The organism is Neorhizobium alkalisoli, assembly GCF_007829835.1.
GTDB lineage: Bacteria > Pseudomonadota > Alphaproteobacteria > Rhizobiales > Rhizobiaceae > Neorhizobium.
This window is the reverse complement of sequence record NZ_VIWP01000002.1, coordinates 489370-502621: the sequence shown is the minus strand read 5'-3', so window position 1 is coordinate 502621 and position 13252 is coordinate 489370. Positions and strand designations below refer to the sequence as shown.

Sequence of the window (13252 nt, the reverse complement as noted above, 5' to 3'; positions counted from 1 at the left end):
TGAAACTTGGCTAGCCGCCGTGCTTACAGCCTGTCTTTTAGTCTCACCATCAGGTCCATGCGCTCGTGAAGGATGGCGAGGACAAGCGCCGGCGCCTTCTCGCGGGAGAGACAGAAGATGTAATGATGCCCGCAATGGGCCATCAGCAATTCGGGATGCAGGCCGCCGAGATCCTTGAACATGCCGTCACGAGCCGCAAGCCTAGCAATGCCGCGCTCAAGTTCGCCAATATATCGACGTGTCTGCGCATCACCCCATTGCTCACGCGTGTGGCGGATAATCCCTCGCAAATCGGCTTCGGCCGCATCGGTGAGGACATATCCTTTGTTCACCGACCGCTATCCTTCGCTAGTTCCTCTTCGAGGATCTCGCCGATACTCTTCGAGGAGACTTTTCCAGCGAGCCCTTCGCTGATGCGGCCTTCAAGAAGCGACTGTAATTCGTTCAATGCCTGATCACCTTCCTGGCCGTCAGGGAAAAGCCGCTCAAGCGCGTATTGCTTGATCGTCTTACCCTGGAGGGCGGCCAGTGCCTTCAGGCTTTTATGCTGCTGATCGCTAATGTCGATGGTGAGGCGGCTCATCAGGAAACTCCATGTTCAAACCCACATTAACACAAATGTGGGTTTGAACCTATCGCTGCAGATTTACGCCGAGATCGTGGACCGGATGATTTCCGATGGCTTTTTGGCGGCGTTGTTGTGAAGGTTAAAACGTTCCCGCCAAAGATCGGTGGACCTGCATCCGGCGATCACGTTTTGTAACCGAATGGCACAAAACCGGCCCTCAGGGACTTTAGTCTTAAAGCAGCGGGGCTTTTCCCTAGGTAGAGTTCCGAATTGCGGGGAGGGGCGGGGATTGAGTATTTCCCCGTCACGCCACTCAATGGGAGGATATCATGCGCTTGAAGACTTTTGCCGTCGCCAGCATCCTGAGCCTGGCCATCTGGGTCGTTTCTTTCGAGGCCGCCATTGCCGGCTATCGTTTCCTGAAGATGGTGCCGGATATGCACGTCGCCCACACGCTGTCGGCGCTGATCGGCTGATCATGACGCAAGGTCGTGGATCAGGTAACGGAAACGGGGTTCTCACCCCGTTTCATCATCTCGGTGCTCATCACTTGGTTGTCGTGGAGCTCGATGCGGTCGTCGTTACCGCCTTGGTCCAGGACAGGTAATAATAGGTCTCGCCGATCATCCCGAAATAGGAGCTGGCGCCGGTCGTCTTGTCCTGATGGCTGGAATCGCCATTGCGGACGTAGCGGCCATTGTCATCCCGCAGCAGGTGCTGCTTCAGATAACTGCTCCAGTCGGAAATATCGGTATCGGTCGGTGTCGTCGGCGTGCCGTCATCGGCAACATTCCAGCCGGTGATCTGCTGGCCGGCAACGACGTCGGTAATCGTCAGGTTTCCGGAATCGAGCGCTTCCTGCATCGTCTCGGCCATGGCAGCCGTATCCGGACTGTTCTTGAGCGCGTCGATCTTTTCCTGCACAGCCTTCATGAAAGCCTTGCTCGACATGTCGTCGACGGAGCCGTCGTCTTCCGTATCGGTCTCGGTCGCGCCGCCGGTCATGGCCTGCTGCTGCAATGAGGCGATAAGCGCGGAGAGCTTGCTGTCTTCGCCGTCGTCATCCGCATTGTCCTGCGAATAAAAATAATCGGCCAGCGACATGCTGGACCCGTCCGAAGTCGAACTATTGGACGTCGTGCCCTGATCGACCTCCTTGAAGGCCTTCAGCGCTGCCTGTTGCGACCAGAGCCGCATTGAATCGATGCTGGAAACCATGGCATGCCCCCTGCTGAGTGCGGCATGAGCGGGTCTCCTGGGTTATCCGGGAGATCGCTCTGTTCATGCCGCCTGGATAAGCCGGGTTTGCGCCTGGAACCCTGCGCGAAACTTGCGAAAAGCCGATTCCCACTCGTTTTCCCCCTTGTGATGCTGCGTTGCGGTATCCTTATGCCCGCTGAAATGTGCAGCCTGAGCATCATTTCGCGCCCTGCATGCAGAATCACTGCGCTCCGTTTTTCAACGACTCAGCGTCGTACTCATCTTGATTCCCGACAGCCGCAGACGCCGCGCCGGACAAGCGTCCGCGACGATAGAAGATGGGAATGGGGCAGGCGGTGTATTTTGGGTATGGGGATGTCAGGTTTTGCCTGCCCCGGCCGTTTCGGGCGGTTTCAAGAGGAGTGCCAAACCTCTCCGCCGCTTTTTCGACCATCACCGGCGACCGGGCCCAGCTTGCTGGAAACGCTAAACCGGAAGCCGAAAACCGGTTCGCGAACCCGGTTCCCTGCCGATGACGGAATGATTATCCGCCCAGATTCCGATGCGGGGACGATCCGCACGAAAGAATCGCGCAAGCCATTGAAGTGGTTACGTTTTAATTTTTTCTCAGCGGCAAACGTCCCCATGCTCCGGCATGGGCTTATACTATCGGGTTGTCTTGCAGGCCGTTCAGGCGCCGTCTCGCAGCGCCTGATCATCGAAAATCCCTGCTGTCAGGACCGGCGATGCTGCATCATCCGTTCGCGGTGAAGCTCTTCCGAATCCGGGCGATATTCGTCCGGCACGCCAAAGATCTGGCCGGGCTGGATCACGTCGGGATTGCGGATCTGGTCCTCGTTGGCGAGATAGATCGTCGTGTAGCGCACGCCCTGGCCATAAACGCGGCGGGAAATCTGCCACAGCGTGTCGCCCTGGCGGATGATCACCGAGTTACGCGCGCTCTGGGTGAGCGGCGCCTGCTGGATGGTCGTGGCGCCATTGCCGTCCGTCGCAGCGGCGGTCGCGGCCACGTCCGCATTGTCGAGCTGCTGGCCGATTGCCGGGCCGACGACCTTGGCAATCATCTGGGCAATGTCCTTCAGGGCAGCCCCGACAGCGGTGACATCGTTGGGCAGCCCGTTCAGGGCCGCAAGCGCCGTTGCGGCATCCTTGGCGGCATTGTCGGTGAGCGAGCGTGCCGCGACCGAGGCATCCGCCGGCAGGCGGTATTCGGTGATCGACTTCAAGGCGATTGCGGTCGAGGAGCGGGCTGCTGCCATCTGTTCTCCAGACGGTACCTTGCCGTTGACATAAAGGCCCTGCAGCAGGTTGAAGGCGCGTACCGTCTCGTTGCGCAGCTTGTCGAAGGCGCCGCCATCGATCGAGGCCATCGGGCTCGAGACCGAAGGTGCCGCAACAGCAGCAACCTGATCGCCGACCGGCCGGTTGAACGGCACTTCGACGCGCAGCTGCGGCTGGCCGGCATTGTTGAGCGCCTCGACGCTGATCCGGTGATCGCCGACCGTCAGGTCAAGCGTACCCTCGATGACGAAATGGCCATCGCTGCCGGCGCGGGTCTGGCCGACGAGCTTGCCATCGGCAAGGCCGCGCAGCGTCGTGCCGGATTTGGAAATGCCGGCGATGAAGATTTTTGCACCTTCAAGCTCGACGGCCGTGATCTGCAGGGCAGGCGTCGCACCGGCCGTTGCCGGAGCGACGGCGGTCGGTGCGGCCGGCGTAGTCACCGGAACATTCGGTGCCGTCGTGGCAATCTCGGTCGAATTCTGCGGCAGGGCAGGCGTGGTGACTGGAGCGGCAGAGCCCGCCGGCGCGGCAGCATTTGCGGTGACTGCCGGCTGCGAGGCAGCATCCGCAGGCTTTGGCGCTTCCGGCGTCGCGATCAGCCGGCTTGCCTTGCCCGGTGTCGTTACCATGGCGAGCAGCTTGCCGGTTTTCTTGTCCGTCGGCACGGAAATCGTTGCCGTTTCTTCCGAAACGGTGGCCTTGCCGTCCTTGTTGGTTGCCTTCAGCACCAGCTGATGGTCGCCGGGCGGCAGCGGATTGTCGAGAATGGCGACGAAATCGCCGCTCGGGCCGACATCGGTCTTGGCGACGATGGTCGATGCGCCATCGGTGACTTCGAGCGTCGAATGGGGATCGGCGCGGCCGGCGATGACGGCAGAGCCGTCCGGCTCGACGCGCAGGACATCGAAGGAAGGCGTCACGGCAGCCTTGGCGGCGGGCGCCAGCTGGCCGGTTTTCGGCGTCGTCTGGGGAGCGACCGGCTGTGCGGCCTGCGGGGCGGGCGTCACGGCGGCCTGATCGCCGGTTTTCGGCGCTTCCGTGGGCTTCAATGCCTGCTTGTCGTCATTGACCGCATCCTTGACGGCATTGCCGGCTGCGTTGATGGCGTCGCCAAGCGGTTTGGCGTCCTGGCCGATCCGCGGCAGCACGAAAAAGATCATCAGCAGGGATGCAATGGCAAGTACGATCAGAGCCAGCCAGCCGGCACGGTTTTTCATCATCAAAGCCTCTCCCGATGGCGACGGCCATCGCAACTTCCGGATTACCCGTTTCCTCCAATCTTAACAAGCGATTCGCTCTATAAAGCCTTGCTCTTGCGGGCATTTCCCGTCAATTTTAGGTGTCGGGGCGCATGCATTGGCCCTGCCTTGAAATGCCCATGGAGAAAACTGTGCCAATTCGATCCATCTGCGTCTATTGCGGTTCCCAGCCGGGCCGCGATCCAGCCTATCTCGCAGCCGGCCGCGCGCTCGGAAAATCCATTGCCGCCCACGGGTTGCGACTGGTTTACGGCGGCGGCACAAAAGGCATCATGGGGGCTGTTGCTGCCGGCGTCCTGTCGAATGGCGGTCAGGTAACTGGCATCATACCCGAATTTCTTGTCGATATGGAGGCAACCCGCCATTCATTGGGCCAGCTCGACGAATTGATCGTCACCAAGGACATGCACGAGCGCAAGCACAAGATGTTCGAGCGCTCCGATGCCTTCGTCACCCTGCCGGGCGGTATCGGCACGCTGGAAGAGATCGTCGAGATCATGACCTGGGGCCAGCTCGGCCGCCACGAAAAGCCGATGGTCTTTGCCAATATCGGCGGCTTCTGGGATCCGATGCTCTCGCTCGTCACCCATATGCGCGAACAGGGCTTTATCCACCGCGCCCACCTGGTGCAGCCGATGGTCATCCCGGAAGTGGACGACATCGTTCCGGCCATCCTCGAACGCGACGAGGCACAGGCCGCCACGAGCGGCGAGGCGGAAGTCATCTCCAAGCTGTAAGGCGTAAGGCCGAAACAGGCGGCAAGCGAAGGACAAAAACATGCCGGGCATGGATCTGTTGATCACCTTCTTCATCACCACGGCGCTGTTCGCCTTCCTGCCGGGGCCGGCCATGCTCTATGTGGCGGCCCGCACCATGGCGGGTGGGCGCAGGTCGGGGCTGATGGCGGTGCTCGGCATCCATATCGGCTCCTACGCCCATATCATTGCTGCCGCGGCCGGCCTGTCGGCACTTTTTCATGCCGTGCCGGTCGCTTATGCGCTGGTCAAGCTTTTCGGCGCGATCTACCTGATCTGGCTCGGCATTTCGCTTTTCCGGTCGCGGTCGAACGGCTCCGGGGATGCGCCGCAGGCCCTGCCGAAATCCGCCCGCAAGGCCTTTTTCGAAAGCATCGTCGTTGAGGTCCTGAACCCGAAGACGGCTTTGTTCTTCCTCGCCTTCCTGCCGCAATTCGTCGACAGCGCGGCAAGCCTGCCGGTCTGGCTGCAATTCACCATTCTGGGAACGGTGGTCAGCATCATGTTCACGATAGCCGATCTCGTCAGCGTGCTTCTGGCGGGACTGGTCATGGCAAGGCTGAAACGCTCGTCGACGGCCCAGAAACTGGTACAGCGGGCCGGCGGCGCGGTTCTGGTCGGGCTCGGTGCGCACCTTGCCCTGCAGAGAAGCTGAGCGCATGTCTCCCGAAAGTGGTCACCGGTTTCGGGATGAAGACGTGCGGAAAAATAAAGACCTGAGTTTCAGTCGACGATGAAGAGCTTTGCGCCGATCGCGGTCGAGGAGCGGTGCGGCTCGGCATTGTCGGCCACCTGATAGCTCATGCCGGGTTTCAGCGTGAAGGTACGGCCGTCTTCCAGCTCGGTGTTCAGCTCGCCTTCGAGGCACATCAGGATATGGCCCTTCACGCACCAGTGGTCGGCGAGGTAACCCGGCGTGTATTCGACGATACGCACGCGGATCGCGCCGAAATTGCGGGTCCGCCAGGTGGCGCTGCCGGTCTCGCCCTTGTGGTGGGTCGGCTCGACATCCGACCAGTCGGTCGTGCCAAAGGGAATGTCTGAAATCTGCATTTCTGAAAAAGTCTCCGATCAGGCGCTGCGCTTCTGGCGCAGCAGGCCTGTCGTATAAACCACGAGTGCCGCCCAGATGAAAAGGAAGGCCGTGAGCTTTATGCCGCTCAATTCCTCGTGGAAGGCAAAGACCGCGATCAGAAAGATCATCGTCGGCGCGATATATTGCATGATGCCGATGGTCGAGAGCTTTAGAAGCTTTGCGCCATTGGCATAGATCATCAGCGGCCCGGCGGTGACGATGCCGGCCAGCGCCAGGATCACCGTGTCATAGCTGTTGCCGGCGAGGAAATGCCCCTGTCCGGTCGCTTCGAGATAGATGACATAGGGCAGCATCGGAATGCTGATCAGAAGCACTTCGAGGAAAAAGCCCTGATTGGGCCCGATCGGCAAGGTCTTGCGGAACAGCGCGTAAAAACCCCAGGTGAAGGTCAGCGCCAGCGAGACCCAGGGCAGGCCGCCGGCACCCCAGGTGAGAATGACGACGCCGACAAAGGCAAGCCCGATCGCCGCGATCTGCAGCGGCGACAGCTTTTCTTTCAGGATCACGGCGGCAAGAAAGATGCTGAACAGCGGATTGATGAAATAACCCAACGCCGCATCGAGCGCATGGCCGGAACCGACGGCCCAGACATAAATGCCCCAATTGCCGGTGATGAAGGCCGCGGTGACGCAGGCCATGCCGAGCATGCGCGGCGTGCGGAACGCCGTCTTCAGCTCCTTCGTGCGACCGAGCAGAAGCAGCACGATGCCGGCAACCGGCACGGACCAGAGCGCGCGATGGGCGAGAACCTCAAGCGCCGGCAGATGCGCCACCGCCTTCAGGTAAAAGGGAAGGAACCCCCAGAGGAAATAGGCCGTGAGCCCGAAAGCGAAGCCGCGCGGCGTATCTTCGTTTGCAGGCGTTGCAACGGAAGCCGCGACGGGAGCGGCCGGTGCCGCGACGGTGTCGGCGTGATCGGTGGACATCTGGGTGTTTCCGGCAGTCTGTTCTTGATTATCCGCTGTCTCTAAACCAATCGCCGCAGCCCGACCAATTCATTCCGTTGAAGCAAGGATTGAGCCCGCTCATCGATCCTGCCATCATGCGGCGCAACCCTTGGGAGCGCGCCATGACCTTCGACGAGCAACCTCTGCATCGCCAGATCTATGCCCGCCAGATTTTTGCCAAGGCCGGTGTGAGGGAAAACCCGCGCCTGCTGAACGCTTTCGCCAGCGTGGCGCGGGAGGACTTTGTCGGCCCGCCGCCCTGGTATTTCCACGATTTCAGCCGCTATCGTGAACTGCAATCCACAGATCCCGTGGCGCTCTATCAGGACATTCTGGTCGGCCTCGATAAAGATAGCGGCGTCAACAACGGCATGCCCTCTCTGCATGCCGGCGCGCTCAATGCACTTCATGTCCGCGAAGGTGAGACAGTGTTCCATATGGGAACGGGCACCGGTTATTACGCCGCGATCCTCTCCGAACTGGTCGGCCCGTCCGGCAAGGTTTTCGCTGTCGAATACGATGCGTCATTGGCCGCGCGGGCGCGCGAAAATCTTAAAACCTATCAAAATGTCGAGGTGATCGAGGGAGATGCGACCGCGCTTCCGAAGGCGGATGCCGATGTCATCTATGCCAATTTCGCGCTCGACCACCCGCCATCCGCCTGGATCGAAAACCTCGCCATGTCCGGCCGCCTTCTGTTCCCGCTCGGTTTTCCCGACAGGCGCGAGGGCAGGGAGCAGGCTTTTACCAAAGCCGGCGGTTTTCTGATGATCGACCGGCAGGCAAGGGGGCTTGGCGCAAGATTTCTGCAGCCGGTTTCCTTCATCTGGGTCCGCGGCCAGGAAGAAACGCCGGCCGGCCGTCACGAAGGACTGGCGCAGGCCTTTGCATCGAAACGCGCCTACCGTGTTCGCAGCCTGCGCTGGCAGCAGCCACCGGGCGGGCAGGAATGGTATGGCGAAGACGAATGGGGCCTGTCCTTCGACGAGGTTTGAGCCGGTGACCCATGAGGGACCGCGCCAAGGCACCGCAATTTCGGTCAGGAACCTTCGGCGGCAATCGATCATCGTGGCGCCATGAACATCCAACCCGTCCATATCGTCCGCGAAATCATTCTCTGGATCGAGCAGCATCTCGATGACGAGCTTACGCTCGACCTCATCGCTGCCCGCGCCGGTTATTCCCCCTATCATTTTTCGCGGATGTTCCTCGCCCATACCCGTCGCACGGTGATGGATTATGTGCGCGGACGGCGGCTTGTGCGAAGCGCCAGGCGTCTGCTGGCAGAGCCGGATCTGCGACTAGTCGAGCTTGCGCTCGATAGCGGTTTCGACTCCCAGGAGGCATTCACGCGAGCTTTCAAACGGATGTTCGGCAGCACTCCGGCGCGTTTTCGCCGGGGTTTCACCATCGAACCCCTGGAAGGACAATATCCGATGACCGCACTTGCAAAGACGACCACGAATGTCACGCGCCTGCCCGATCTCGTCACCCGCGACGGTTTTATCGTCGCCGGCCCCGCCCGGCGTTTCGGCGAGACCGACAAAAGCGACATTCCGCAGCTCTGGTCCCGGCTGCTGAATACCGTGCCGATCCCCGGCCAGCGGGGCGGGGCGATGAGTTATGGTGTCGTGTCCGATATCGACCGCGACAAGGGCACGCTGAATTATCTGGCGGGCGTCGAGATCGGTCCCGATACCGCTCTGCCCGAAGGTTTCGAGCGACGGGTCATCGCGCCTGCCACCTATCTCGTCTTCCGCATCACCTTCGATGGCGGCCCGGTTCACCTGCAGATTGCCGCGGCGCTGGAGGAGGTCTGGGGTACACTAATCCCGACCAGCGGCGTGAAGCTGGCGCGGGGGCCGGATTTCGAATGCTATGATGGCACGAAGCCGGTCAATCTGGCCGGTTCGACGGTGGATTATTATGTGCCGGTCGAGGTTTGAACCTCTGCACGGTTTCCTTGCTGCGGTACTGACCCGGGGCAATCGCATTTGGGCGAAGGGCGTGCCGCCAGCCGATCTCCCCCCTTGTGGGGGAGATGCCCGGCAGGGCAGAGGGGGGGATCGCCGGGCGCCCCCTTTCACCTTGAGTTTGCGGAACTGCCGACACCCCCCTCTGTCACTTCGTGACATCTCCCCCACAAGGGGGGAGATCCTTTGCCGCACCGCCTCCAATCCATTTGCCACTGCCCCCGCTTCCACCCACCCATTCCAATCGTCCCGGAAAGCGACTAGGAGAACCCCTTCGGCAATAAGGTGTCTTTCAAAAATGCTTCCCTGGATCCAGCTCGACAGCGCGACCATTCCCGGTGACGGCGGCGAACTGCGCCTAAAGCAGCGCGGCCAGGAATTTTCGATCATGCTCGGCTCCAACGAGCTGATGAACAGCCGCCTGAGCGGTTCGGAAGAGGCACTGGCGACGCTGTCGCAGGAGAGGATCGCCAGCCGCGCGGCACCTTCCATGCTGATCGGTGGCCTCGGCATGGGCTTTACGTTGCGCGCCGCGCTCGCCGTTCTGCCGGAAAAGGCAAAAGTCACCGTCGCCGAACTCGTGCCGGCCGTTGTCAGCTGGGCGCGGGGGCCGATGGCGGATGTGTTCAAGGGCTGTCTCGACGACCCGCGCACCGATATCCATGTCGGCGACGTCGCAGAACTGATCCGCTCGAAGAAGGCCGCCTATGACGCCATTCTTCTCGATGTCGACAACGGCCCGGACGGACTGACCCGTGCCTCCAACGACCGGCTCTACAGCGGCGCCGGCCTTGGCGCCGCCCGCGAGGCCTTAACTCCTGGTGGCGTGCTCGCCGTCTGGTCGGCCCATCCCGACGAGGGTTTTACCCGGCGGCTGCGGGGCGGCGGTTTCGAGGTCGAGGTTATCCATACCCGCGCCAATGGCAAGCGCGGCGCAAAACATGTCATCTGGCTCGGCCAGAAACGATAGGTTGCTGCGCCGCACACTCTGAAACCGCTTGATGGCGGGAAAAATTTGTGGCTAGAAATTCCCCATGAACACGATTTCGAAAACCATGCTCGGTTGGTGGCCGCTTCTCTGAAGGCGGCGCCGCGATGTCATGAACAGTGTCATGTGCAACCAGGGCCGCCGCATCGAGGCGGCCTTGTTGTTTTTCCGGCTCGATGAACACGTCCGATTTCCGAACGGAAAAGCGAATGGAAACTGCAATCCTGCCCGCCCTGATGGGGTTTGTCTTCGCGGCGACAATCACGCCCGGTCCCAACAATATCATGGTCATGACCTCGGGCGCCAATTTTGGCTTCCGCCGGTCGATCCCGCATCTGCTCGGCGTTTCGCTCGGGGCGCTTGCCGTCGTCCTTCTGACCGGGTTCGGCCTGATGGCCGTGTTCAAGGCAGCGCCCTTCCTCGAAACGGCACTCAAAATCGCGTCGGCCGTATATCTCGTCTGGCTCGCCTGGAAGATCGCCAATGCAAGACCGCCGGAAGCGGGTGTTGCGCCGGGTAAGCCGCTGACTTTCCTGCAGGCCGCAGCTTTCCAATGGGTCAATCCGAAAGTCTGGGCAACCGGCCTCTCGGCCATGACGCTGTTTGCGCCCGATCGCTCGGTGCTTTCGATGCTGGTGATCGGCCTTGCCTTCTCGACGATCGGCATGGGCTCGAACGCCGTCTGGACATTTATGGGGACCGCATTGCGTCACTGGCTGACTGTGGGCCGGCGGCTGAGGGTGTTCAATATGACGATGGCGATCCTGCTGGTTGCCTCGATCTATCCGGTGTTTGTGCATTGAAGGGTAGGGCGGTGCGGCATTCCGATCTCCCCCCTTGTGGGGGAGATGCCCGGCAGGGCAGAGGGGGGTGCTCTTGCGCCAACTTAACCTCTTAATCTACCGAACCATTGCTCACCCCCCTCTGTCACTATCGTGACATCTCCCCCACAAGGGGGGAGATCATTGGAGCCAGCTCACTCCGCCGCAATCCGTCCCGCCAGTTCCCGGTTCTTCATCAGCTTGTAGATCACCGAATCCATCAGCGCCTGGAATGAAGCATCGATGATGTTTTCCGACACGCCGACCGTCCACCAGCGCACGCCGCTCGAATCGGTCGATTCGATCAGAACGCGGGTGATCGCCTCGGTGCCGCCGTTCAGGATACGCACCTTGAAATCGGCGAGCACAAGGTCGTCGATCTCGTTCTGGTATTTGCCGAAATCTTTGCGCAGCGCCAGATCAAGCGCGTTGACCGGACCGTCGCCTTCCGCGACCGACATGTGCATGACGCCGTCGACGACGATCCGGACCACCGCTTCCGACACGGTTTTCACCCGTCCAAAACTGTCGAAGCGGCGCTCGACCATGACGCGGAACCCATCGACCGAGAAGAATTCCGGAATGGTGCCGAGCGTCTTGCGAGCGAGCAGCTCAAAACTCGCATCGGCGCCTTCATAGGCATAACCCGAGGCCTCGCGTTCCTTGACGATCGAGATCAGCTGGTCGAGTTTCGGATCGTCCTTGGAAACCTCGATGCCGCGGCGCTTCAGGGCGTTGATGAAATTCGACTTGCCGCCCTGGTCCGACACCATGACCTTGCGAAAGTTGCCGACGCTTTCCGGCGTCACATGTTCGTAGGTGCGCGGATCTTTTAACAGCGCCGAGGCATGGATGCCGGCCTTGGTGGCGAAGGCCGAGGCGCCGACATAGGGCGCCTGATGGTTCGGCGAGCGATTGAGCAGCTCGTCGAAGGCATGCGACAGACGCGTCAGGCCCGAAAGCCGCTCCGGGTCGATCGCGGTCTCGAAACGGGAGGCATAGGCCTCCTTCAGACAGAGCGTGCCGATCAGCGTCACGAGATTGGCATTGCCGCAGCGCTCGCCGATGCCGTTCAGTGTGCCCTGCACCTGCCGACAGCCCGCCTCGACCGCAGCCAGCGAGTTGGCGACCGCCTGGCCGGTATCGTCATGGGCATGGATGCCGAGCGAGCCGCCCGGAATGCCGGCTGCGATGACGGCGGCAACGATCTCGCGTACCTCGTTCGGCTGCGTGCCGCCATTGGTGTCACAGAGCACGATCCAGCGGGCGCCGGCGTCGTAAGCCGTGCGGGCGCAGGCGAGCGCGTAGTCGGGATTGGCCTTGAAACCATCGAAGAAATGTTCGCAATCGACCAGCGGTTCCTTGCCTGCGTCCTTCGCCGCCGCGACGCTGTCCCGTATCGATTCGAGGTTCTCTTCGTTCGTGCAGCCGAGCGCAACGCGCACGTGATAATCCCAGCTTTTCGCCACGAAACAGACCGCATCGCTCTTCGCCTGCAGAAGCGTGGCAAGGCCCGGATCGTTGGAGGTCGAAATCCCGGCCCGCTTGGTCATGCCAAAGGCGGTGAATTTCGCCTTTTTCGTACGTTTTTCCGCGAAGAAGGCCGTGTCGGTCGGATTGGCGCCGGGATAACCGCCCTCGATATAATCGAAGCCGAATTCGTCCAGCATGGCGGAAATCGCGATCTTGTCCTCGACGGAAAAGTCGACGCCGGGCGTCTGCTGCCCGTCGCGCAAGGTCGTGTCGAAAAGGTGGATGCGTTCGCGTGTCATGGTCTTGATCCGGGTTGCGGCCATTCGGATGTGTCGTGGTCGGGATGTTGATAGGGGCGGCGGCGCTCGATCTCGTCGGGCGAGGCCGAACTCGGTTGTTCCGGCAGCGTCGCCATGGCGTGGAACCAGGGCATGCGCTGGCCGGCGAAATATTGCTTGTCGGGTTCGATGGCCGCCGGATCATCGAGCGTGCCGATCGACAGGTCGATCGCGCTCTTGCCGACCGGCTGAAAGCTGATCGGCGTGCCGCAGGCGGCGCAGAACCCGCGCTCGGCGGCTTCCGAGCTGCGATAAAGGGCAGGGCGGCCACGCGTCCATTCGAGATCGGCGACATCGACGGTGAAGAACGGCCAGACCACCGAGCCGACCGCCTTCTGGCACATGCGGCAATGACAGATCGCCCGGTCGGTGACAGGACCGCGCGTCGAATAGCGGATCGCGCCGCACTGGCAGCCGCCGGTCAGTTTTTCGGTCATGCTCTCCTCCCGTGGCCTGCTGTTCTATCCGAGTCAGCCCCTCATCCGCCTGCCGGCACCTTCTCCCCGTTCTGACGGGGAGAAGGGATATG

Annotated in this window: 15 protein-coding genes; 7 read left to right on the top strand and 8 right to left on the bottom strand. The window is 61.3% G+C overall.

The features are described 5' to 3' along the window. Window positions 1-23: 23 nt before the first annotated feature. On the bottom strand, window positions 24-332 hold the full coding sequence (locus FHW37_RS08225) for a type II toxin-antitoxin system RelE/ParE family toxin (RefSeq protein ID WP_145634856.1): 309 nt from the start codon (window positions 330-332) through the stop codon (window positions 24-26). Continuing rightward, window positions 329-583, bottom strand: coding sequence for an antitoxin (locus FHW37_RS08220; protein WP_145634853.1), 255 nt, complete (start codon window positions 581-583; stop codon window positions 329-331). The genes FHW37_RS08225 and FHW37_RS08220 overlap by 4 nt, the downstream gene beginning before the upstream one ends. Before the next feature lie 314 nt (window positions 584-897). Here FHW37_RS08220 and FHW37_RS33490 point away from each other — a divergent pair, with 314 nt between their 5' ends. Beyond that, window positions 898-1044, top strand: coding sequence for a hypothetical protein (locus tag FHW37_RS33490; RefSeq protein ID WP_186458187.1), 147 nt, complete (start codon window positions 898-900; stop codon window positions 1042-1044). 70 nt (window positions 1045-1114) lie between these two features. Here FHW37_RS33490 and FHW37_RS08215 read toward each other — a convergent pair whose 3' ends face one another. Next, window positions 1115-1786: a hypothetical protein gene (locus tag FHW37_RS08215; protein WP_145634850.1), complete on the bottom strand. Its 672-nt coding sequence runs from the start codon at window positions 1784-1786 to the stop codon at window positions 1115-1117. A gap of 716 nt (window positions 1787-2502) precedes the next feature. Continuing rightward, complete coding sequence (locus tag FHW37_RS08210; protein WP_145634847.1) at window positions 2503-4293, bottom strand: LysM peptidoglycan-binding domain-containing protein; 1791 nt, start codon at window positions 4291-4293, stop codon at window positions 2503-2505. 158 nt (window positions 4294-4451) lie between these two features. On the opposite strand from FHW37_RS08210, the gene FHW37_RS08205 reads away from it, so the two are divergent. Both FHW37_RS08205 and FHW37_RS08200 read left to right on the top strand, forming a co-directional pair. Beyond that, window positions 4452-5069, top strand: coding sequence for a TIGR00730 family Rossman fold protein (locus FHW37_RS08205; RefSeq protein WP_145634844.1), 618 nt, complete (start codon window positions 4452-4454; stop codon window positions 5067-5069). A gap of 40 nt (window positions 5070-5109) precedes the next feature. Further along, window positions 5110-5742: a LysE family translocator gene (locus FHW37_RS08200; RefSeq protein WP_145634841.1), complete on the top strand. Its 633-nt coding sequence runs from the start codon at window positions 5110-5112 to the stop codon at window positions 5740-5742. Window positions 5743-5810: 68 nt separating this feature from the next. Here the strand turns inward: FHW37_RS08200 and FHW37_RS08195 are convergent, their stop codons facing one another. Together FHW37_RS08195 and rarD are read right to left on the bottom strand one after the other, a co-directional pair. Then, on the bottom strand, window positions 5811-6140 hold the full coding sequence (locus tag FHW37_RS08195; protein WP_145634838.1) for a DHCW motif cupin fold protein: 330 nt from the start codon (window positions 6138-6140) through the stop codon (window positions 5811-5813). A gap of 18 nt (window positions 6141-6158) precedes the next feature. Beyond that, window positions 6159-7109 (bottom strand): EamA family transporter RarD, encoded by a 951-nt coding sequence (rarD, locus tag FHW37_RS08190; protein ID WP_145634836.1) that lies wholly within the window; start codon window positions 7107-7109, stop codon window positions 6159-6161. 143 nt (window positions 7110-7252) lie between these two features. Between rarD and FHW37_RS08185 the strand changes: the two genes are divergently transcribed. From FHW37_RS08185 to FHW37_RS08170, 4 genes are all read left to right on the top strand, one after another. Next, a complete protein-coding gene (locus FHW37_RS08185) occupies window positions 7253-8125 on the top strand; it encodes a protein-L-isoaspartate O-methyltransferase family protein (protein ID WP_145634833.1) in 873 nt (290 codons plus the stop codon). An 81-nt stretch (window positions 8126-8206) separates the two neighbouring features. Continuing rightward, window positions 8207-9076: an AraC family transcriptional regulator gene (locus tag FHW37_RS08180; RefSeq protein WP_145634829.1), complete on the top strand. Its 870-nt coding sequence runs from the start codon at window positions 8207-8209 to the stop codon at window positions 9074-9076. 325 nt (window positions 9077-9401) lie between these two features. Beyond that, complete coding sequence (locus tag FHW37_RS08175) at window positions 9402-10073, top strand: spermidine synthase (protein WP_145634826.1); 672 nt, start codon at window positions 9402-9404, stop codon at window positions 10071-10073. A gap of 227 nt (window positions 10074-10300) precedes the next feature. Continuing rightward, window positions 10301-10894: a LysE family translocator gene (locus FHW37_RS08170; protein WP_145634823.1), complete on the top strand. Its 594-nt coding sequence runs from the start codon at window positions 10301-10303 to the stop codon at window positions 10892-10894. A gap of 173 nt (window positions 10895-11067) precedes the next feature. Here FHW37_RS08170 and cimA read toward each other — a convergent pair whose 3' ends face one another. Both cimA and FHW37_RS08160 read right to left on the bottom strand, forming a co-directional pair. Further along, entirely contained in the window at window positions 11068-12684 is a 1617-nt protein-coding gene (cimA, locus tag FHW37_RS08165; RefSeq protein ID WP_145634820.1) for a citramalate synthase, read from the bottom strand. Continuing rightward, on the bottom strand, window positions 12681-13160 hold the full coding sequence (locus FHW37_RS08160; protein ID WP_145634817.1) for a GFA family protein: 480 nt from the start codon (window positions 13158-13160) through the stop codon (window positions 12681-12683). The genes cimA and FHW37_RS08160 overlap by 4 nt, the downstream gene beginning before the upstream one ends. Window positions 13161-13252 lie beyond the last annotated feature (92 nt).